Below are 16,784 nucleotides of genomic sequence, written 5' to 3' on the forward strand. Positions count from 1 at the left end.
TTACGCAGCCTGCCTTTTCTGGGCGGCAAGCCAAGCCCGTTCGAATTGCATCGGACTGACATAGCCCAACGACGAATGAAGCCGCCGGTGGTTGTAGAACGTCAGCCAGTCGACGATCTCGTCCATGGCGTCGCGCCGGGTCTTGAAGCGTTTGCCGTGCAGCCTGCCCACCTTGAGCGAGCCCCACAGGCTTTCCGTGGGCGCATTGTCCCAGCAGTTCCCCTTGCGACTCATCGAGCTGCGCATGCCGTAGCCGGTCAGCGCCTTCTGGAAGTCGGCACTGCAGTATTGGCTGCCGCGATCGCTGTGGCATATCAGTCCCGGCGGCGGATGGCGGCGGAACCAGGCCATGTGCAACGCGTCAATCACCAGCTCGCGCCGCATGTGCGGCTGCATCGACCAGCCCACGACCTGGCGGCTGAACAGGTCGATGATCACCGCCAGGTACAGCCAGCCCTCGTCGGTGGCCACATACGTGATGTCGCTCGTCCACACGGCGTTCGGCGTGGCCGGCTTGAACTGCCGATCCACAAGGTTCGGCGCCACCGGCAGCTTGTGGTTGCTGTCGGTCGTAGCCTTGAACTTGCGCTTGCCTCGGGCGCGGATGCCGTGCAGGCTCATGAGCTTGCGAACGCGCTCCTTACCCACCCGAATGCCGCGTGCCAGCAGTTCCTTCCAGATCCGCGGCCAGCCGTACTCGCCACGCGTTTCGGCATGGATCGCTCGGATATGAACCAGCAGAGCATCGTTGCTGATCCCACGTCGTGGTCGTGCCTGGCGCACACGGTGGTCGTGGTACCCACTGGGGCTCACCCCCAGAACTGCGCACGCCACCGACACGGGCCAGCGCTTGCGGTTACGCTCGATCCAGGCGTACTTCACCCCCGCTCCTTCGCGAAGTACGCCGTCGCTTTTCCCAGGATGTCGCGCTCCATCTTGACCCGCGCCAGCTCCGCGCGCAGCCTGGCGATCTCCATCTGCTCTGGGCTCACCGGCTTGCTTCCAGCCCCCGCCAGACGACCGTCTCGGTCCGCACGGATCCAGTTGTGCAGCGTCTGTTGCGCAATGCCCAGGATCTTCGCCGTCGCCGCCATGCTCTGGCCAGCCTTGACCAGCCTGACCGCTTCCAGCTTGAACTCCAGCGTGTAGCGCGCTCTCGTTGCCTTCGTCACTTCCGTTCTCCTTGCCTGTATTCAACCACTCAGCAAGGGATCCGGTTTCCAGGGGCAAGGTCACGTGCGGCTTTTCTCCAGCAACGGCTGGTGATCGTGATGGGAGGTGACCATGACGGTCTTCGGTGACTTGACCCGGGCCATGTCATCCATCGTGCTCACTACCTTCGGTGAGCCGGTGGTGTTTCACCTCGAAGGGCAAGCCGAAGCGCTGCCGGGTCGGGGCGTGTTCTCGGCGGCGCACCAGGAAGTAGATGCCAGCACCGGTGTGCCGGTGTCCATGGCCCAGCCGGTGCTGGAAGTGCGGCTGGCGGATCTGCCGGCCACCCCGACCGAGGGTGATGCGGTGACGGTGCAAGGGGTGCTCTACCTGATTGTCGAGGTACGCCCCGATGGGCACGGCTTTCTAAAACTGCTGCTGCACAAGAACAAGTAAGGAGGGGCGGCCATGAAGCACCCACGCACCCTGATCCGTGAGGCGGTGGCCGCGCGACTCATCGAGGCTTTGCCCAAGGTGGATGCGCGCATTACCCCCGCGCGCATCAGCATCCACCGCAGCACCCCGCTATTTGCCGGCAAGCTGCCGGCGATCCTGATCTACACCCGCGACGAGCGCATTGAGGATCAACCCAATGCCGATCCGGGGCTGCGCTATCGGAAGTTGGAGCTGTCGGTCGAGATCATCGCCAGTGGCGACGCCGCTGCCGAAGAGGCCGATGTCCTGGCGCAGGCGGTGGAAGCCACCCTCGATGCCGATGAGACCTTGGGTCTGCTGGTCGAAGGCACGCGCCTGACCCGCACCGAGGTCGATCAAGGCGGCGAGGGCGACACGCCAGTGTTGGCCGCTCGATTGTCGTTCGAGGTCAGCTACTGGACCAAGCCTGTGATCGATGACGGGGTGTTGCCGCTGCAGGTGCTGGTGAGTTGGGTGCCGGAGATCGGCACTGGCCATGAGCACAGCTATCAGCCGGTCGGCACCCACTACCGGGAGCCGGGGTCATGAGCCAGCGCAACCTGCACCAGGACATGACCGAGGCCGAACGGCGGCTGAGCAACCTGGTGATGCTGGGGCAAGTAGCCGAACTCGATGCATCGAGGGCCCGGGTGCGGGTGCAGGCCGGCCCCATCCTCACGGCCTGGCTGCCGTTTGCCACCGTGCGTGCCGGACCGGATCGGACCTGGCACGCCCCGGAGCCCGGCGAGCAAGTCGTGCTGGTGGCGCCAGGCGGTGATCTCAATCAGGCCGTGGTGGTGGGTTCGCTCTACCGCGATGCCTATCCACCGCCGGCCGACAGCGCCGACATCAGTCGCACGCTATGGCAAGACGGTGCGGTGATGGAGTACGACCGGGCTCAGCACCACTGGCATCTGTCGGTGCCGTCAGGCGGCCAGATCGTACTGGAGATCGGCCCGAGCAAGATCGAAATGACGGACGCCGGCATTCGCCTCACCGCACCCCGGATTGATCTGAACTGAACCTTCCGCAAATTTGCGGAAGGTGGCCGACCGAGGAGAAAGCAATGCCTGCAGTCACACGTCTGGGTCACCGCTGCACCGGTCACGGTTGCTGGCCGCCCCGGCCTTCTACCGGAGCAAGCGCTACGGTTTTCATCAACGGCATGGGTGCCCACCGCCAAGGCGATGGCTGGGCCACCCATTGCTGTGGGCCGGCCTGCCATGCCAGCACCCTAGCCCAGGGCAGCGGTTCGGTGTTCGTCAATGGTCGTGCTTTGGGGCGCATCGGCGACCCGGTTGCCTGTGGATCACGGGTGGCGCAGGGCTCGCTGAACGTCTTTGCGGGTGGGTAGGCAACAGCTGACCCTTGAGCGTGACGTAACTGCGCAAATTTGCGCAGTTACCGTTTCCAGTCAGACTTGCTGGCTGCCAGCAGAGCATCCCAGTCATCCGGCGGATGGCCAGACTTGAGCATTTTCTGGAAGACGATGTAGGGGTCGGTCTTGGCACCAGATGAGCGCAAGGTGTGCTCGTCGTTCACCCAGGCGAAGATGATGATCTTGGTCTTGGAGTCAAACCGAAAGAACAATCGAAAGCGCCTGCCGATCTTGGCCCGCCGCCAGTGGCGAAACGCAGGCCCCATGGTGTTGCCTTGCCGGTACTCATCCCGGTTCGGGTCACTGGGGACCACCTCGAGGATCAGCGTCGCAAGGGCATCAAAAAGTTTGACGTTGGCATTGGACTCGAAACCTGCTGGATCTTGTGCCTTGGCACGCGACGCTGCTGCCTCCAGTTTCTGCAGCTGCTCTATCAGACATTCGTGGAAGAGCAGATTCCACCCGTGACGCTGAATCACAGCGCCACGTCGCCTTCAATGTCCTCGTTCAGATCGACCCGCTTGCCAAGCGCTGCGAGCATCGAGCGCGCCAAGCCATCAGGCAGCGTCGTGATGTGTCGGCCGGACTGAATGTCTTTCTCCAGCAGGGCGAGGAAGCTGCCGATGGCCGGATCTTCGTGAGGCTCGTCGGTCACGCGGGTGACGATGACGCGGTCACCCGTGAAATCAAAGGCCACCTTGCCCCCGGCATCCACGCCCAAGGCCTGACGGATGGGCTTGGGCAGTGTGATCTGTCCCTTCGATGTGATGGTGGCAACTTCGCGAATGGCTGGCATGGTGGCCTCCTGTGAATCTGAGTGTGTTGTTATGGTAAGGAATAATCCTTACTTCGTCAAGGTGAGGTATTCGATGCTCGGAATGAACGCCCACACCGGCCAGCCCCTCGCTGGCCTCGATCACCTGCGCCAGAGCATCGCCGACATCCTCTCCACCCCCCTGAACACCCGGGTGATGCGCCGTGACTATGGCTCGCGCTTGCCGGAGCTGATCGACCAACCCATCACGCCACGTCTGGCGGTCGAACTTTACGCCGCCACCGCCGAGGCGCTGCGCCGCTGGGAGCCGCGCTTCAAACTGACCCGCGTGCGCCTGACCAACGCGCGGGCCGGCTGGGTGGAACTGACCCTGGAAGGCGAAGTACGGCTGCAGGGCTTTGAAGGCCAGACCGTCACCCTGTCGGGGCTGAGCATCGGCACTGGAGGACCTCCATGAATTTCACCCCCTCGCTGGCGCCAGAGCTCGCCGGCCTGCCCACGCCGCAGGTGCTGGAGACCCTGCGCTTCGAGACCGTGTTCGATGCGCTGCTGCGCGACTTTCAGGTGCGCTACCCGCAGTACAGCGCGCTGCTGGCCTCCGACCCGGCGATCAAGCTGATCGAGGTGGCGGCCTACCGCGAGTTGCTGCTGCGTGCCCGCATCAACGAAGCGGCGCGAGCGAATTTGCTGGCCTTTGCGGTCGGCCACGACCTGGAGCACCTGGGCGCCTTCTATGGCGTTTCCCGGCTGCCCCAGGAACAGGACGAGCCGCTGCGCCGGCGCATCCGGGCTCGCATCATGGGCTTTGCCAACGCCGGCGGCGCGGCGCACTACCGCTACTGGGCCTTGTCCGCCTCACCCGAGGTCGCCGATGTCGCCGTCGACAGCCCCGGCCCGGGTCGGGTGCGCATCAGTGTGCTGCCCACCGGCCACAGCGACACCGTGCCTGAAGCGCTTCTGGAGACGGTGCGTGCGACGGTCCTGCGCGACGACGTGCGGGTGCTGACGGATACCGTGGAAGTGGTGCCGGTGAGTCTGGTGCCAGTGACGGTATCGGCCCAGATCTGGCTTTACCCCGACACGCCCATGGCGGTGTTTGAGGGGCTGACCCCACGGCTCACCCGAGAACTCGCCCAGGCTGCCGTGCTCGGCTGGGATCTCACCCGCTCCTGGCTGATTGGGCAGCTGCAGCAACCTGGCATCCACAAGGTCGTGCTGATCCATCCGGATGCCGACATCCGCATCCACAGCACCCAGGCGGTGCGCCTGACCGATGTCCAGCTGACCTTCGTGGGCAGAGACCGGTAAGCGCGCTGCCCTGGGGTTTTTCTCCCCAGGAGGGCGCATGACACCCAACGATCTGTTGCCGCCCAATGCCACGGCACTCGAATGTTCGCTGTCGCTCTCGAGCGACCTGCTGACCCGACTGGGACACCAGACTGAGGCCCTGGCTGGCTTCAAGACTGACCCTAGCGACAGTCTCTTGCCCTGGCTGATCTGGGAATATGGCCTGGGCGAATTGCTGCCCTACCTGCCTGATCCTCGCCGGGCCATTGCCGAAGGCATCCGCTGGCAACGCCTGCGCGGCACCCCGGCGGCGCTCACCACGGCACTGTCGTGGATCGGCGCGAGCGCCACGGTCGAGCAGGAATCGCCCGGTATCCACTTTGCCGAGTTCCAGTTCGATCCGGGTCGGGTGTTGGATGACGATGCAGCAATAGCCAACCTGATCGCCATTGCCCGGCTGTCAGCGCCGGCCCGATCCCGCTTGTCACGCATCTATCACGGCTGGGATCTGCGCCGTCTGGTGCTGGACGAGAGTCGACTGGGCGAGGCGCTGCTGTCCGATCACAGCGGCGTCTTCTGGAGGGACGGGCAGACCAAGCTGTCGTTTGGGCGAGGCTTCGTGCAGCACACGCTGGCATCCGGACAACAGATCGCGCCGAACCGTGAGGCCGTGCGCTTTGCTGTGGCCCGCTTGATCGACCGGTATTTGCTCGACTTCTCGGCGCTGGGCGATCCTGGGCACACGCCCAACGAGGAAATCCTGCACTCGCATCTCTTCACACTGGCCAATGCGCTGGGGGTGCCGAATGCGACCACCTTGCTGCCCGAACGCCGATTTGCACGGGCGATGGTGGTGACCTTGCCCGCGAGTTCCGGATCCCATAGCTGAGACCGTTACGCAGCCTGCCTTTTCTGGGCGGCAAGCCAAGCCCGTTCGAATTGCATCGGACTGACATAGCCCAACGACGAATGAAGCCGCCGGTGGTTGTAGAACGTCAGCCAGTCGACGATCTCGTCCATGGCGTCGCGCCGGGTCTTGAAGCGTTTGCCGTGCAGCCTGCCCACCTTGAGCGAGCCCCACAGGCTTTCCGTGGGCGCATTGTCCCAGCAGTTCCCCTTGCGACTCATCGAGCTGCGCATGCCGTAGCCGGTCAGCGCCTTCTGGAAGTCGGCACTGCAGTATTGGCTGCCGCGATCGCTGTGGCATATCAGTCCCGGCGGCGGATGGCGGCGGAACCAGGCCATGTGCAACGCGTCAATCACCAGCTCGCGCCGCATGTGCGGCTGCATCGACCAGCCCACGACCTGGCGGCTGAACAGGTCGATGATCACCGCCAGGTACAGCCAGCCCTCGTCGGTGGCCACATACGTGATGTCGCTCGTCCACACGGCGTTCGGCGTGGCCGGCTTGAACTGCCGATCCACAAGGTTCGGCGCCACCGGCAGCTTGTGGTTGCTGTCGGTCGTAGCCTTGAACTTGCGCTTGCCTCGGGCGCGGATGCCGTGCAGGCTCATGAGCTTGCGAACGCGCTCCTTACCCACCCGAATGCCGCGTGCCAGCAGTTCCTTCCAGATCCGCGGCCAGCCGTACTCGCCACGCGTTTCGGCATGGATCGCTCGGATATGAACCAGCAGAGCATCGTTGCTGATCCCACGTCGTGGTCGTGCCTGGCGCACACGGTGGTCGTGGTACCCACTGGGGCTCACCCCCAGAACTGCGCACGCCACCGACACGGGCCAGCGCTTGCGGTTACGCTCGATCCAGGCGTACTTCACCCCCGCTCCTTCGCGAAGTACGCCGTCGCTTTTCCCAGGATGTCGCGCTCCATCTTGACCCGCGCCAGCTCCGCGCGCAGCCTGGCGATCTCCATCTGCTCTGGGCTCACCGGCTTGCTTCCAGCCCCCGCCAGACGACCGTCTCGGTCCGCACGGATCCAGTTGTGCAGCGTCTGTTGCGCAATGCCCAGGATCTTCGCCGTCGCCGCCATGCTCTGGCCAGCCTTGACCAGCCTGACCGCTTCCAGCTTGAACTCCAGCGTGTAGCGCGCTCTCGTTGCCTTCGTCACTTCCGTTCTCCTTGCCTGTATTCAACCACTCAGCAAGGGATCCGGTTTCCAGGGGCAAGGTCATGGTGCTGTCTGACAGTACGCCCCTGGGCGACCTCAATGCCAACCTGCCGCGCTTTGCCTGGCAAGAGGTGGGGCAGGTGATCACCCTGGGGGGCAGTGACAAGCTGTCCGCGACGCCGCACCGGCTGATTCGTGTCGGAGTCCTGGAGCGATTTGCTCGGGGCCATCCGGGCGACCTGGTCGTGCCAACCTTGAGTCTGCTGGCCCACCGCGACCATCTCGCTGTTCACCGTGTCCAGGCCCGCGCCGATCAGTCGCTGGGGATGTGGGCCTTGGGCGAGTCCGTGCCCAGCCTCGACCGGGGTTTTGTGCGCCGTGATCACGCCCGAGGCAACTTGGGTCTGCCCGATGCCGCTGGCTGGCGGCCACGCCTGTACCAGAGGGCGCAGGTGGTGCTCAGTGAAGTCATTCTGGGCGAGGTCAATACCCGCACGCCCCGGCGAGCACTGTTGCGCACCCGGCCGCTGCCCACCCTGGGCGATCTCACCTTGGGTGATGTGGCCGAGTTCGAGTGGCGAGCGCTGACAGAGATGCAAATTTGCATCTCTGGCCTGACCGAGAACCTGCCCTATGTCTTCGACGACGCCCGCCCGAGCCTATCGCGCTTGCTGACCCGTAGTGCTGAAGCGAGCGACGCTCCACAGATATTGACCGCGCGCGAGGCCGCCCTCAGTACACGCGCTGTTTGGCAAGGCCAGAGCTGGACCGGCGTGCGTTGGCCGACTTCGACGTGGACTGACACCCGTGAGTTGATCGGCGCTAGCTACCGCGCAGAGTGATCTCGCGTTTGTTCAGGCGAGCTTGAGCAGGGCCTTGATCTTGGCTTTGATCTCAGCGAGCTCTGCCGGCGTAGCAGAACCCTTGCGCTCAGCCTGGCGGGATTTCCAGTCCAGATTCTTGACTTGGTCAGCCAGAGCGGCCCCGGTGGCGCCATTGCCACTGAGCACGACCTCAAACGGGTAGCCCTTGATCTGGTTGGTGATCGGAACGCAGACGAGCAATCCCGAGCGCTGGTTGTAGGCCTTGGGACTGAGCACAACAGCTGGGCGCCGGCCGGCCTGCTCATGTCCGCTTTGCGGCGTGAAGTTCAACCAGACGATATCGCCCTCATCCGGAACGTACAGCGCCATCAAAGCAACTCCTGGCCCTGGGGCATCCCGAAGTCCTGCTCACCATGCCGATTCGTGGCTGTGATGCCAGCCAGTAGCTCGTCCAGGCTGTAGGTCGGCACAGCCGGTTCAATGACGATGCGACCGTTCTCGGCACGAACTTCGACCGCTTGTTCAAGTGTCAGATGTGCCGCTTCCATCACCGCTGCGGGCAAGCGAATGGCCGGGCTGTTGCCCCATTTTTTGACGAGCTGAAGCGCCATGGCAGCCTCCGTAGAAACAAAAGTAGATACGGATGAATTGTAGGCGACTTATCTCGATGTATCAACAAAAGTATCTACCAACGAACTGGAGCACCCGATGGCCATCCTGACCACCAGCGGTCGCGCCGCGCTTGCCGCCGCGATCAAAGCACAAACCCTGCATCTCGCCCTGGGCGAAGGCGACCCCTTGTGGGACACCACCAAGGCGATCAGCACACCCTTCGATGAGGCGGGGGTGATCGAGCTGGGCGTGACGCACCTGGCTGACATTCGCGTCACCTCGCTCGATGACCAGACCGAGTATCTGCTCGATGTGGACTACAGCGCCAACGCCCGCGAGGGCGTGATCCGGCGTCTACCCGATAGCACGATCCCGGAAGGCGGTGACGTCACCGTCCACTTCAAGGTCACGCATCCGCCCGAGTCGATTGGCCAGACGGCGCTGCTGCGCGAAGTCGGCCGCCGGGTGGTGGATGAGGTGCATTTCGTTGCCGCCGACCCCGAGGGCGAAATCGTGGTGCCGACCGGACGCTACAGGCTGGTCACCGAGCCCACGAACCACCTGTTCATCCGCGTGCGCTTTGACTTCGAGGATGCCGCGACCTCCATCGTGCGTGAGCAAGGACTCTTCGTCGGCACCCAGACCGATCCTGAATTGCCTATCGGGCAGAAATTCTTCGTGCCGAGCCAAGTCGTTGAGCCCGGCATCCTCCTCGTGCTGCAGAACTCGGTGCCCATCGTGCGCCAGCCCAGTACGCGCGAGACCTTCGAATTCGTCGTCACTTTCTAAATCGCGAGGCCCCCCATGATCGAGCGTTACTACAACCTGTTTGACCCGGCCAAGCACTACACCCAGTTGCTGTTCCGTGCCGGCGATGGCCTGCAGTCCCGAGAACTCAACGAGATCCAGACCACCCTGATCCACCGCCTGCAGGGCGTGGCCGATGCCTTGCTCAAGGACGGCGACATCGTCAGCGGCGCCAACCTGCAGATCGATGCCGACACGGGCTTGGTCACCCTGGAGGCGGGGCGCGTCTATCTGCGCGGTGCCGTGCGCGAGGTGCCGGCCACCACTTTCACGGTGCCGACCACCGGCCGCATTGCCGTCGGCGTGCGCTTCACCACCCGCACCGTCACCGAACTCGAAGACCCCACCTTGCGCGAGCCGGCGGTGGGCGTGCGCAACTACCAGGAGCCGGGGGCCGGCCGTCTGCAGGAGACCCTCGCCTGGGGCTGGGAAGGTGCCGGCACCAGTGACGGTAAGCCCGGAGATTTCCACGCCGTCTATGCGTTGGACAACGGTCTGCTGGAGAACCGCCGCCAGCCGCCTGTGCTCGATGGGGTCATTTCGAGCCTCGCGCGCTACGACTACGACGCCAACGGCCACTACGTCACCGAGGGGCTGGGCGTGCGCTATCTCTCCCAGGACAGCGACAGCCAAGAGCACATCTTTTCCGTGGCGGAGGGGCGCGCCAACATCGACGGCTTCAAGGTCGAGCGCACGCAGTCCCAACGTCTGCGGCTGCCTATCGATCCCGATCTACAGCGCGTCTCCAGCGAACCGCAGGTGTTCAATGACAGCGGCGATGGGTCGATGGTGGTGACCATCAACCGGCCGCCGCTGGCGCAGGTGCTCGACATCAAGGTCACGCAGCAGAAAACCGAGACGGTGGTCCATGGCGCCTTCACAGGCAGCCGCGATGTGCTGACCGAACCGACGGTCGTCGCCGTGCTGGAGGTCAAGCAAGGCGGCACCACCTACGCCCAGGGCACCGATTACAAGGTCGTGGGCGATGAGATCGACTGGTCACCCGGCGGCGCTGAACCGGCCCCGGGATCGAGCTACCAGGTCACCTACCAGTACATCGCCAGCATCACCCCAACGAACCTGACCGACACCGGCTTCACCGTCTCGGGCGTCGTGCAGGGTTCCACGATGTACATCGACTACCTGTGGAAGCTGCCGCGCGTGGATGTGCTGGCGCTCACCGCCGATGGCCAGGTGGAGCGCATCAAGGGCATCAGCCAGGTGAGGAACCCCGTCGCGCCCACGGTGCCCGCCTCGCGCCTGGCGCTGGCCGAGATCGCCTATGACTGGCGCAGTGGTTCGGAGCCGGTTGTGCGTAACGTGGCGATTCGCACCATCAAGGTCTCGGAACTCACCGCGATGCAGCGCCAGATTGCCGACCTCTATGACCTGATGGCGCTCGAACGCCTGCGGGTCGATGCCAACATTCGGGAGCCGGCCGCCAAGAAAGGTCTCTTCGTGGACAACTTCCTCGACGACGATCTGCGCGACCAGGGCGTGGCGCAAACCGGGGCCATTGTGGCCGGGGTGCTGACCCTGCCGATCACGGCCAGTGCGCAGCACGCCAAGGAGAACGGCAACGCCCTCATCACGCTGGATTACACACTGACCCCGGTGATCGAGCAGCTGGCCCGTACCGGGTCGATGAAGATCAACCCCTACCAGGCCTTCGAACCGGTGCCGGCCCGGGTCACCTTGAACCCAGCGGTTGACCAGTTCACGGTGACCAACACCACCTGGGCGTCCAACGTCACCGAGCGCCTGGTCATCGGCAGCGGTGTGCTCGAGCAGGTCGTGGAGACGCGTCGTTCGGAGCAGGTGCTGGCCTCCTCGAGTGAGGAAGCCCAGTTCCTGCGCAGCCTCAGCGTCGCCTATCGGTTGGAAGGTTTCGGGCCGAGTGAGGCGCTGGCTGCCTTGCGCTTCGACGGTATCGGGATTTCGCAGCCGGCCGGCACGGCCGCCAATGCCTCGGGCCTGCTCACGGGCAGCTTCCAGATCCCGCCAGCGATTCCGGCCGGTGCGAAGCTGGTGGAGTTTCTGGGGGCCGGTGGCAGTTACGGCTCGGCGACTTATGTAGGACGAGGCCAGATCGTCACCGAAACGCGCCGGCGGATTCTGACCACCGTGGTACGCCGCTGGGACCCGCTGGCGCAGACCTTCACGCTGCCCGAGCGCCGCACCATCGGCGGGCTGGAGCTGTGGTTCACGACCAAGGGCGGCACCGCGCCGGTGATCGTGCAGATCCGCGAGACGCAGGTTGGCCTCCCGACCACCACAGTGCTGACGGAAGGTCGCCTGGCGGCCTCGGACATCAAGACCGACGGCAATCCGACCCGGATCGCCCTCGATCCGGTGGCACTTGAGGCCAACCGCGAGTACGCCATCGTGGTGCTCACCGACGATGCCAATCACGCCGTGTCGGTGGCCGAGCTCGGCAAGTACGACCCGCGCACCGGTTGGGTCACCGCTCAGCCCTACCAGATCGGCGTGCTGCTCTCATCGAGCAATGGCATCACCTGGACACCGCACCAGACGCAGGACCTGACGTTTCGGCTGCTCGGCTGCCGCTTCACGCAAACGAGCAAGACGGTCTCGCTGGGCCAGTACACGGTGACGAATCTGTCCGATGTGATGGCGCTTGCGGGTGTCGAGCGTCCGGCCGCCGGCACCGATGTGCAGTTTCTGGCGACCGATGCCCAGGGGCGGATCTACACCTTGTCGGAAGACCGGGGTCTGGCCTTGAGCGAGAAGCTTTCCGGCAATCTGGCCGTGTCAGCCCGGCTGACCGGTACCGATACCGCCAGTCCGATCCTGTATCCGGGCACGCAGCTGGTGTTCGGCACGCTGGAGGCCGCTGGCGACTACCTGTCCCGCGCCATTCCGGCTGCTGCCACCTTCAATGTGGCGGTGACTTTCGATGCCCTGACACCTGGCACGTCCAGCGTGACGGTGCAGGCGGAGTCAGGCACGCCGGGCAGTTTCCAGACGTTGTCCTTGTCGTCGGGCGTGGAGGTGGGCAACGGCTGGGTGGAACGTACCTACAAGGCCAGCAGCCTCGTTGGCGTCGGTGCCGACCGCACCACGCGCGTGAAGCTGGCGTTATCCGGCTCACCGCAGCACCGGCCCTTCGTGCGCAACCTGCGCGTCATCGTCACCTGATGGGAGTGACCGATGACGCAGGAGCGCACGCCGCGCGGCTATCCCTTGCCGCACCCCGAGCACCTGCTGTCTGAAGACGTCCTCAACCTGCGTGAAGCCCTCACCCGCATCGATGCGGATGTGGCCGCGCAGGAGGCATCCGCTCAGCAGGGGCAAGACCAACTCACCGAACGGCTGCACCGCCAGCAACTGCGGGTGTTTCACCAGTTCGGCTTTTAAGGAGCACTCCCCATGGCCAAAGACCCCTTGCTGCGTGATGCGGTGCGCGCGATCAAAGCCAAGATCGAAACCGCCGCCGAGATCGCCACCCCGGAAGAACTGGCGTACCTCGGCACCGCCATCGACCGCATCGGTGGTCGCGCCACCGTCCTCGAGGTCGAGGAGATGGGCGACATCAAGATGGCGGAGATGTCGGCGCACGCCAACGCAGTGGAGTCGGCGACGCTCGACACCATTGCCACGGCCGCTGAGGTCGCGATTGCCAACGTCACGGCTACCAAGACAGCGGCCGAGACCGCGATCACCGCCACCAAGACGGCAGCGGAATCCTCGGTCACCCAGACCAAGAACGCGGCCTTGGCCGTGATGGCACAGACCGAGGCCAGCACAGTGGCCACCGTCAATGCGGCGGCCCAGACCGCGATCCAGCAATCGGCCAGTGCTCGCGACCAGGCGATTGCCGCCACGCAAAGCGCGGCCGATGCGGCCGTGGCCACGGCGCAAGCCGCTGCCAACAGCGTCACCCAGCAACTGGTGCTGGGGCGCAAGACCTTCTTCTTTGCCCAACTCTAAGGAGCCCCCTCGATGTCCATTCTGGGAACGGCGCTGCCAGCCGCCAACACGCTGGCAACCCTCTACGAAGTACCGACCGGCCGTCGCGCGGTGGTCAATGTCGCCGCCTGCAACAAAGGCACGGCGGCTGCCAAGGTGCGCGTGGCGCTCACCGCGTCGGCCACGCCGGCCGAAAGCGAATTCATCGAATTTGAGGTGAGTCTGGCGGCGACCGAGGTGCTGGAGCGCACCGCGCTCTCCTTGGCCGCCGGTCAGAAGATCGTGGTGCAGGCCAGCGCCGCCACGGTCAGCTTCAACGCCTGGGGCATCGAGGAGGTGGCGTAATGGGACGATTTTTGCGCACGCTGCCGGTGGAAACTGTCCCGGCCTATGAGAAGCAGCCCCTGCCACTGGTGGGGGTGTTCTCCTCGTACAACAACAGCCCGGACTGCAGCATCTACGACTCGGATTTCAATCTGGTCAGTCGGGCCAACCAGACCAATGCAGGCAATGCCTGGGCGACCTCGGGCGAGATCTGGTCAGACTACACCGGCTGGAACTACACCAACGGCCAGGTCGGCTCGAGTTCGGCAGGTTCCTATTGGATCAAGGCCACGCCCTGCTACTCGGTCGATGGCCACCAGCTGCTGCGCCTGTCCGCCAATGGCGGCATGGCGATGCGCCAGCCCGATCAGATGGGCAGCTTCATGGCCAATTTCGGTGTGGTCGTGGGGCCTGAAGGCTACCGCCAGCCGATGTCGCTGTGGTTCTCCGGCACCACCTTGCGCCAATACACGCGCGGTGGCTTTGCCCAGCTGGATCAACTCACCACCGGCCTGGCAACGGCCTCGGCCACCACCTGGGCCGGGGCCAATACCAATATGCGCAGCGCTGTCGGCTACCACTGGGTAGCCGGGCTCTTGGTGCTGATCGAGGCGCGTGACGCCAGTTGCAACTACCGCGCTCATATCTGGAAGCACCCAACGGCCAAGCTCTCGGGCAAGCCTGGCGAACTCAACCAGTTCATTCTGGAAGCCAAGGCCGGCAGCAATGGTGCGAGTTACCAGTATGTGGATTTCAGCTGGAACGCCAACGGTTCGACCGGTTATACCGAGAGCCAGTACCGGATGCGGGTGATTCCGACCAAGAGTGGAAAGATCGCCCTGGTGCGTTTTGTGCCGAGCAACTGCTCGCACATGGCCGTGCTCACCCCAGGGGTCGGCAACACCGGCACGCTGGACACGAATTTCACGACGGTGTCCTGCACCACGTCCTACGGCATCGAGCAGGGCAGCTACTACGGGATGCGTCACCAGATCACCTGGGACAACCAGTGGGTAGCAGCGTTCGCGCCCTATTACTACTACGGCTCAGGTATCTCGGGGCACGTGGTCAACACCGATGACCCCACGCGCTACTACCGCTTGTCCTACAGCAGTTCCAGTTGTGGTGTGTCGATCATCCCGATTCGCGCCAGTGGCTTTGCCTATTCCTTCCACGAGAACAACGCCGACTCCAGCCAGGGCTTGAACGTCGGCTTGATGGATTTTGCGGGGGCGGGATTCCAGACCACGGGGGTGCTGGCCAACGGTGGCGCAGTCAGTTTGTCGACCAGCCGCTACTGGATCGATACAGGTTACACGAGCACCAATTACCCCTGCCTGATGCCCGTTGAGAACTGGAAGATCTAAGGAACCGCTGAATAAACCCCACCCGCCCGTCTCGAGCGCTGCCGCGCTGGCGGATTGCGCAGAGGTGCGGCCGCAGGCGGCGGGGATGTGGTCATCAGGGGTAGAAAGCGGCCGATTTCTGCCTCCTTTGCAGCCCCCTCGGCTCTGATTGATCCGGTTTTGCCGGATTCAGGACGCACTTGGTCCTTGAGGTGCCAACAACCACCGGCGCGCCAGCACCAGGTTGGCCAGGCCAAACAGGGTGTAGAGCTGCTTGGTGTTCTTCTCCAGCCCCCGATAGCGCGTCTTGCGGTGATGAAACAGGTTCTTGATCACATGAAAGGCATGCTCGCCCTTGGCGCGGATGCGCGCCTTGACCTGCTCGAGTTTGTCCATGACCACGCCCCACGGCGTCTCGGGCAGCGCTTTGCGCTTGCCCGGCCGCATGGCGATGTGCCAGCTGAGCTGTTTGCCTTGGTTTTCTTCGCGCTTGTCTGCGCCCTGGTAGAGGGTGTCAGGATTTTTGTGTGAGGGGCCTACCATGACGACTTCCAGGAGCCCCCATGCCACGCAAGAAGACCACCCCCGCCGCGAAGCCGGACGCCATTCTTCCCGACGAGCTGCTTGAGAAGCTGATCCCCGGACCGATGGACGCCGCCGGCGTCGAGGCCGTGTTCCAGAAGCTGAAGAAGGCCGTGATCGAGCGCGCCTTGGGGGCTGAGCTGGGCGTGCACTTGGCCAGCCCCGAGGGCGGCTGCGGGAACCATCGCAACGGCCGCAGCGGCAAGACCGTGCTGACCGACGGCGGGCCGCTGCGGATCGAGGTGCCCCGCGACCGGGCCGGCAGCTTCGAACCGCAGCTGATCCCGAAGCATGAGCGCCGGTTTGCCGGCTTTGACGACCGGATCATCTCGATGTATGCCCGCGGCATGTCGGTGCGCGAGATTCAGGGCCATCTGGCCGAGATGTACGCCATCGAGGTGTCAGCGGAGTTCATCAGCGCCGTCACCGACGCGGTGATGGCCGAGGTGGGGGCCTGGCAGGCCCGGCCGCTGGAGCCGATGTACCCGGTGGTGTTCTTCGATGCCCTGCGGGTGAAGATCCGCGAGGACGGCGTGGTGCGCAACAAGGCGGTGTATCTGGCCTTGGGCGTGCTGCCGGACGGGACCCGCGACATTCTGGGGCTTTGGATCGAGAACACCGAAGGCGCGAAGTTCTGGATGAAGGTGTTCAACGATCTCAAGACCCGCGGGGTCACGGACCTGCTGATCGGCGTGGCCGACGGCCTGAAGGGCCTGCCGGAGGCACTGGAGGCGGTGTTTCCGGCCACGACCCTGCAGACCTGCATCGTGCACCTGATCCGCAACAGCCTCGACTATGCGAGCTGGAAGGACCGTAAGGCGCTGGCCGCGGCGATCAAGCCGATCTACACCGCACCGAGCGCGGAGGCCGCCGAGCGCGCGCTGGACGCGTTCGAGGCAGGGCCGTGGGGCCAGCGCTTCCCGACCGTGGTCGCGGCCTGGCGGCGGGCGTGGAGCCGGGTGATCCCGTTCTTCGCGTTCCCGCCCGAAGTGCGGCGGATCATCTACACCACCAACGCCATCGAGAGCGTGCATTCGCGGTTACGCAAGATCATCAAGAGCCGCGGGCACTTCCCAAGCGACGAGGCGGCCACCAAGCTGATCTGGCTGGCCTTGCGCAACATCACCGCGGACTGGAAGCGGGCGAGCAAGGAGTGGAAATCGGCGATGAACCAGTTCGCGATACTATACGGCGACCGCTTCACCCTCGCACCACGCTGAACGACAC

Annotated in this window: 21 protein-coding genes and 1 pseudogene; 15 read left to right on the forward strand and 7 right to left on the reverse strand. The window is 64.5% G+C overall.

The annotated features are described in order from the left end of the window. Window positions 1-1,172 (reverse strand): IS3 family transposase gene (locus ACPYIS_RS06510; protein WP_424859250.1). Its coding sequence is split into 2 segments (ribosomal slippage): window positions 1-917 and window positions 917-1,172, totalling 1,173 coding nucleotides; the frame shifts between segments, so codons are not numbered across the junction. A 112-nt stretch (window positions 1,173-1,284) separates the two neighbouring features. Between ACPYIS_RS06510 and ACPYIS_RS06515 the strand changes: the two genes are divergently transcribed. The 4 genes from ACPYIS_RS06515 to ACPYIS_RS06530 are packed head-to-tail and all read left to right on the forward strand — an operon-like array spanning window position 1,285 to window position 2,980. Beyond that, a complete protein-coding gene (locus ACPYIS_RS06515; protein ID WP_425974053.1) occupies window positions 1,285-1,608 on the forward strand; it encodes a head-tail joining protein in 324 nt (107 codons plus the stop codon). A 12-nt stretch (window positions 1,609-1,620) separates the two neighbouring features. Then, window positions 1,621-2,175 (forward strand): hypothetical protein, encoded by a 555-nt coding sequence (locus ACPYIS_RS06520; protein ID WP_425974054.1) that lies wholly within the window; start codon window positions 1,621-1,623, stop codon window positions 2,173-2,175. Then, window positions 2,172-2,648 carry a phage baseplate assembly protein V gene (locus ACPYIS_RS06525; protein WP_425974055.1) on the forward strand — a complete coding sequence of 159 codons (477 nt, stop codon included), beginning with the start codon at window positions 2,172-2,174 and terminating at the stop codon, window positions 2,646-2,648. The genes ACPYIS_RS06520 and ACPYIS_RS06525 overlap by 4 nt, the downstream gene beginning before the upstream one ends. A 44-nt stretch (window positions 2,649-2,692) precedes the next feature. Then, window positions 2,693-2,980 carry a PAAR domain-containing protein gene (locus ACPYIS_RS06530; protein ID WP_425974056.1) on the forward strand — a complete coding sequence of 96 codons (288 nt, stop codon included), beginning with the start codon at window positions 2,693-2,695 and terminating at the stop codon, window positions 2,978-2,980. 47 nt (window positions 2,981-3,027) lie between these two features. Here the strand turns inward: ACPYIS_RS06530 and ACPYIS_RS06535 are convergent, their stop codons facing one another. Together ACPYIS_RS06535 and ACPYIS_RS06540 are read right to left on the reverse strand one after the other, a co-directional pair. Continuing rightward, the gene (locus ACPYIS_RS06535; RefSeq protein WP_425974104.1) at window positions 3,028-3,480 is read right to left on the reverse strand and encodes a type II toxin-antitoxin system YhaV family toxin; all 453 of its coding nucleotides are present in this window, start codon (window positions 3,478-3,480) and stop codon (window positions 3,028-3,030) included. Beyond that, entirely contained in the window at window positions 3,480-3,800 is a 321-nt protein-coding gene (locus tag ACPYIS_RS06540; RefSeq protein ID WP_425974057.1) for a type II toxin-antitoxin system PrlF family antitoxin, read from the reverse strand. The genes ACPYIS_RS06535 and ACPYIS_RS06540 overlap by 1 nt, the downstream gene beginning before the upstream one ends. A gap of 82 nt (window positions 3,801-3,882) precedes the next feature. Here ACPYIS_RS06540 and ACPYIS_RS06545 point away from each other — a divergent pair, with 82 nt between their 5' ends. Genes ACPYIS_RS06545 through ACPYIS_RS06555 form a run of 3 tightly spaced genes read left to right on the forward strand, consistent with a single transcriptional unit; the run spans window position 3,883 to window position 5,955 of the window. Continuing rightward, entirely contained in the window at window positions 3,883-4,236 is a 354-nt protein-coding gene (locus ACPYIS_RS06545; RefSeq protein WP_425974059.1) for a GPW/gp25 family protein, read from the forward strand. Further along, window positions 4,233-5,087 (forward strand): baseplate assembly protein, encoded by an 855-nt coding sequence (locus tag ACPYIS_RS06550; protein ID WP_425974014.1) that lies wholly within the window; start codon window positions 4,233-4,235, stop codon window positions 5,085-5,087. Before ACPYIS_RS06545 ends, ACPYIS_RS06550 begins: the two co-directional genes overlap by 4 nt. A gap of 37 nt (window positions 5,088-5,124) precedes the next feature. Then, complete coding sequence (locus ACPYIS_RS06555) at window positions 5,125-5,955, forward strand: phage tail protein (RefSeq protein WP_425974061.1); 831 nt, start codon at window positions 5,125-5,127, stop codon at window positions 5,953-5,955. Window positions 5,956-5,960: 5 nt separating this feature from the next. On the opposite strand, the gene ACPYIS_RS06560 is transcribed toward ACPYIS_RS06555, so the two are convergent. Further along, a protein-coding gene (locus tag ACPYIS_RS06560) for an IS3 family transposase (RefSeq protein WP_424859250.1) occupies window positions 5,961-7,132 on the reverse strand; the annotation gives its coding sequence in 2 pieces (ribosomal slippage) (window positions 5,961-6,877 and window positions 6,877-7,132; 1,173 coding nt in all). Window positions 7,133-7,194: 62 nt separating this feature from the next. On the opposite strand from ACPYIS_RS06560, the gene ACPYIS_RS06565 reads away from it, so the two are divergent. Continuing rightward, the gene (locus tag ACPYIS_RS06565; protein WP_424894855.1) at window positions 7,195-7,974 is read left to right on the forward strand and encodes a hypothetical protein; all 780 of its coding nucleotides are present in this window, start codon (window positions 7,195-7,197) and stop codon (window positions 7,972-7,974) included. A gap of 12 nt (window positions 7,975-7,986) precedes the next feature. Here ACPYIS_RS06565 and mazF read toward each other — a convergent pair whose 3' ends face one another. Together mazF and ACPYIS_RS06575 are read right to left on the reverse strand one after the other, a co-directional pair. Then, a complete protein-coding gene (gene mazF / locus ACPYIS_RS06570) occupies window positions 7,987-8,325 on the reverse strand; it encodes an endoribonuclease MazF (protein WP_424894854.1) in 339 nt (112 codons plus the stop codon). Further along, window positions 8,325-8,567: an AbrB/MazE/SpoVT family DNA-binding domain-containing protein gene (locus tag ACPYIS_RS06575; RefSeq protein ID WP_424894853.1), complete on the reverse strand. Its 243-nt coding sequence runs from the start codon at window positions 8,565-8,567 to the stop codon at window positions 8,325-8,327. The genes mazF and ACPYIS_RS06575 overlap by 1 nt, the downstream gene beginning before the upstream one ends. A gap of 97 nt (window positions 8,568-8,664) precedes the next feature. Here ACPYIS_RS06575 and ACPYIS_RS06580 point away from each other — a divergent pair, with 97 nt between their 5' ends. Genes ACPYIS_RS06580 through ACPYIS_RS06605 form a run of 6 tightly spaced genes read left to right on the forward strand, consistent with a single transcriptional unit; the run spans window position 8,665 to window position 14,996 of the window. Continuing rightward, the gene (locus ACPYIS_RS06580) at window positions 8,665-9,357 is read left to right on the forward strand and encodes a hypothetical protein (RefSeq protein WP_424894852.1); all 693 of its coding nucleotides are present in this window, start codon (window positions 8,665-8,667) and stop codon (window positions 9,355-9,357) included. A 15-nt stretch (window positions 9,358-9,372) separates the two neighbouring features. Then, entirely contained in the window at window positions 9,373-12,534 is a 3,162-nt protein-coding gene (locus ACPYIS_RS06585; RefSeq protein WP_425974016.1) for a DUF4815 domain-containing protein, read from the forward strand. Between the two features lie 12 nt (window positions 12,535-12,546). Next, entirely contained in the window at window positions 12,547-12,753 is a 207-nt protein-coding gene (locus ACPYIS_RS06590; RefSeq protein ID WP_347286763.1) for a hypothetical protein, read from the forward strand. A gap of 12 nt (window positions 12,754-12,765) precedes the next feature. Continuing rightward, window positions 12,766-13,326, forward strand: coding sequence for a hypothetical protein (locus tag ACPYIS_RS06595; protein ID WP_347286764.1), 561 nt, complete (start codon window positions 12,766-12,768; stop codon window positions 13,324-13,326). A 12-nt stretch (window positions 13,327-13,338) separates the two neighbouring features. Continuing rightward, on the forward strand, window positions 13,339-13,650 hold the full coding sequence (locus ACPYIS_RS06600; RefSeq protein ID WP_424894849.1) for a hypothetical protein: 312 nt from the start codon (window positions 13,339-13,341) through the stop codon (window positions 13,648-13,650). Continuing rightward, window positions 13,650-14,996 carry a hypothetical protein gene (locus ACPYIS_RS06605; RefSeq protein WP_425974062.1) on the forward strand — a complete coding sequence of 449 codons (1,347 nt, stop codon included), beginning with the start codon at window positions 13,650-13,652 and terminating at the stop codon, window positions 14,994-14,996. Before ACPYIS_RS06600 ends, ACPYIS_RS06605 begins: the two co-directional genes overlap by 1 nt. 168 nt (window positions 14,997-15,164) lie before the next feature. Here the strand turns inward: ACPYIS_RS06605 and ACPYIS_RS06610 are convergent. Beyond that, window positions 15,165-15,491: pseudogene (locus tag ACPYIS_RS06610) on the reverse strand (transposase); the annotation flags it as partial. Between the two features lie 47 nt (window positions 15,492-15,538). Here ACPYIS_RS06610 and ACPYIS_RS06615 point away from each other — a divergent pair. After that, entirely contained in the window at window positions 15,539-16,777 is a 1,239-nt protein-coding gene (locus tag ACPYIS_RS06615; protein WP_132963481.1) for an IS256 family transposase, read from the forward strand. Window positions 16,778-16,784 lie beyond the last annotated feature (7 nt).

Origin of the sequence: Tepidimonas sp. HKU78 (genome assembly GCF_049860815.1) — a bacterium.
GTDB lineage: Bacteria > Pseudomonadota > Gammaproteobacteria > Burkholderiales > Burkholderiaceae_C > Tepidimonas.

Coding starts and splice junctions, on each gene's coding strand:
- ACPYIS_RS06515 (WP_425974053.1), top strand. CDS start 1,285: ATGACGGTCTTCGGTGACTTGACCCGGGCCATGTCATCCATCGTGCTC.
- ACPYIS_RS06520 (WP_425974054.1), top strand. CDS start 1,621: ATGAAGCACCCACGCACCCTGATCCGTGAGGCGGTGGCCGCGCGACTC.
- ACPYIS_RS06525 (WP_425974055.1), top strand. CDS start 2,172: ATGAGCCAGCGCAACCTGCACCAGGACATGACCGAGGCCGAACGGCGG.
- ACPYIS_RS06530 (WP_425974056.1), top strand. CDS start 2,693: ATGCCTGCAGTCACACGTCTGGGTCACCGCTGCACCGGTCACGGTTGC.
- ACPYIS_RS06540 (WP_425974057.1), bottom strand. CDS start 3,800: ATGCCAGCCATTCGCGAAGTTGCCACCATCACATCGAAGGGACAGATC.
- ACPYIS_RS06545 (WP_425974059.1), top strand. CDS start 3,883: ATGAACGCCCACACCGGCCAGCCCCTCGCTGGCCTCGATCACCTGCGC.
- ACPYIS_RS06550 (WP_425974014.1), top strand. CDS start 4,233: ATGAATTTCACCCCCTCGCTGGCGCCAGAGCTCGCCGGCCTGCCCACG.
- ACPYIS_RS06555 (WP_425974061.1), top strand. CDS start 5,125: ATGACACCCAACGATCTGTTGCCGCCCAATGCCACGGCACTCGAATGT.
- ACPYIS_RS06565 (WP_424894855.1), top strand. CDS start 7,195: ATGGTGCTGTCTGACAGTACGCCCCTGGGCGACCTCAATGCCAACCTG.
- mazF (WP_424894854.1), bottom strand. CDS start 8,325: ATGGCGCTGTACGTTCCGGATGAGGGCGATATCGTCTGGTTGAACTTC.
- ACPYIS_RS06575 (WP_424894853.1), bottom strand. CDS start 8,567: ATGGCGCTTCAGCTCGTCAAAAAATGGGGCAACAGCCCGGCCATTCGC.
- ACPYIS_RS06580 (WP_424894852.1), top strand. CDS start 8,665: ATGGCCATCCTGACCACCAGCGGTCGCGCCGCGCTTGCCGCCGCGATC.
- ACPYIS_RS06585 (WP_425974016.1), top strand. CDS start 9,373: ATGATCGAGCGTTACTACAACCTGTTTGACCCGGCCAAGCACTACACC.
- ACPYIS_RS06590 (WP_347286763.1), top strand. CDS start 12,547: ATGACGCAGGAGCGCACGCCGCGCGGCTATCCCTTGCCGCACCCCGAG.
- ACPYIS_RS06595 (WP_347286764.1), top strand. CDS start 12,766: ATGGCCAAAGACCCCTTGCTGCGTGATGCGGTGCGCGCGATCAAAGCC.
- ACPYIS_RS06600 (WP_424894849.1), top strand. CDS start 13,339: ATGTCCATTCTGGGAACGGCGCTGCCAGCCGCCAACACGCTGGCAACC.
- ACPYIS_RS06605 (WP_425974062.1), top strand. CDS start 13,650: ATGGGACGATTTTTGCGCACGCTGCCGGTGGAAACTGTCCCGGCCTAT.
- ACPYIS_RS06615 (WP_132963481.1), top strand. CDS start 15,539: ATGCCACGCAAGAAGACCACCCCCGCCGCGAAGCCGGACGCCATTCTT.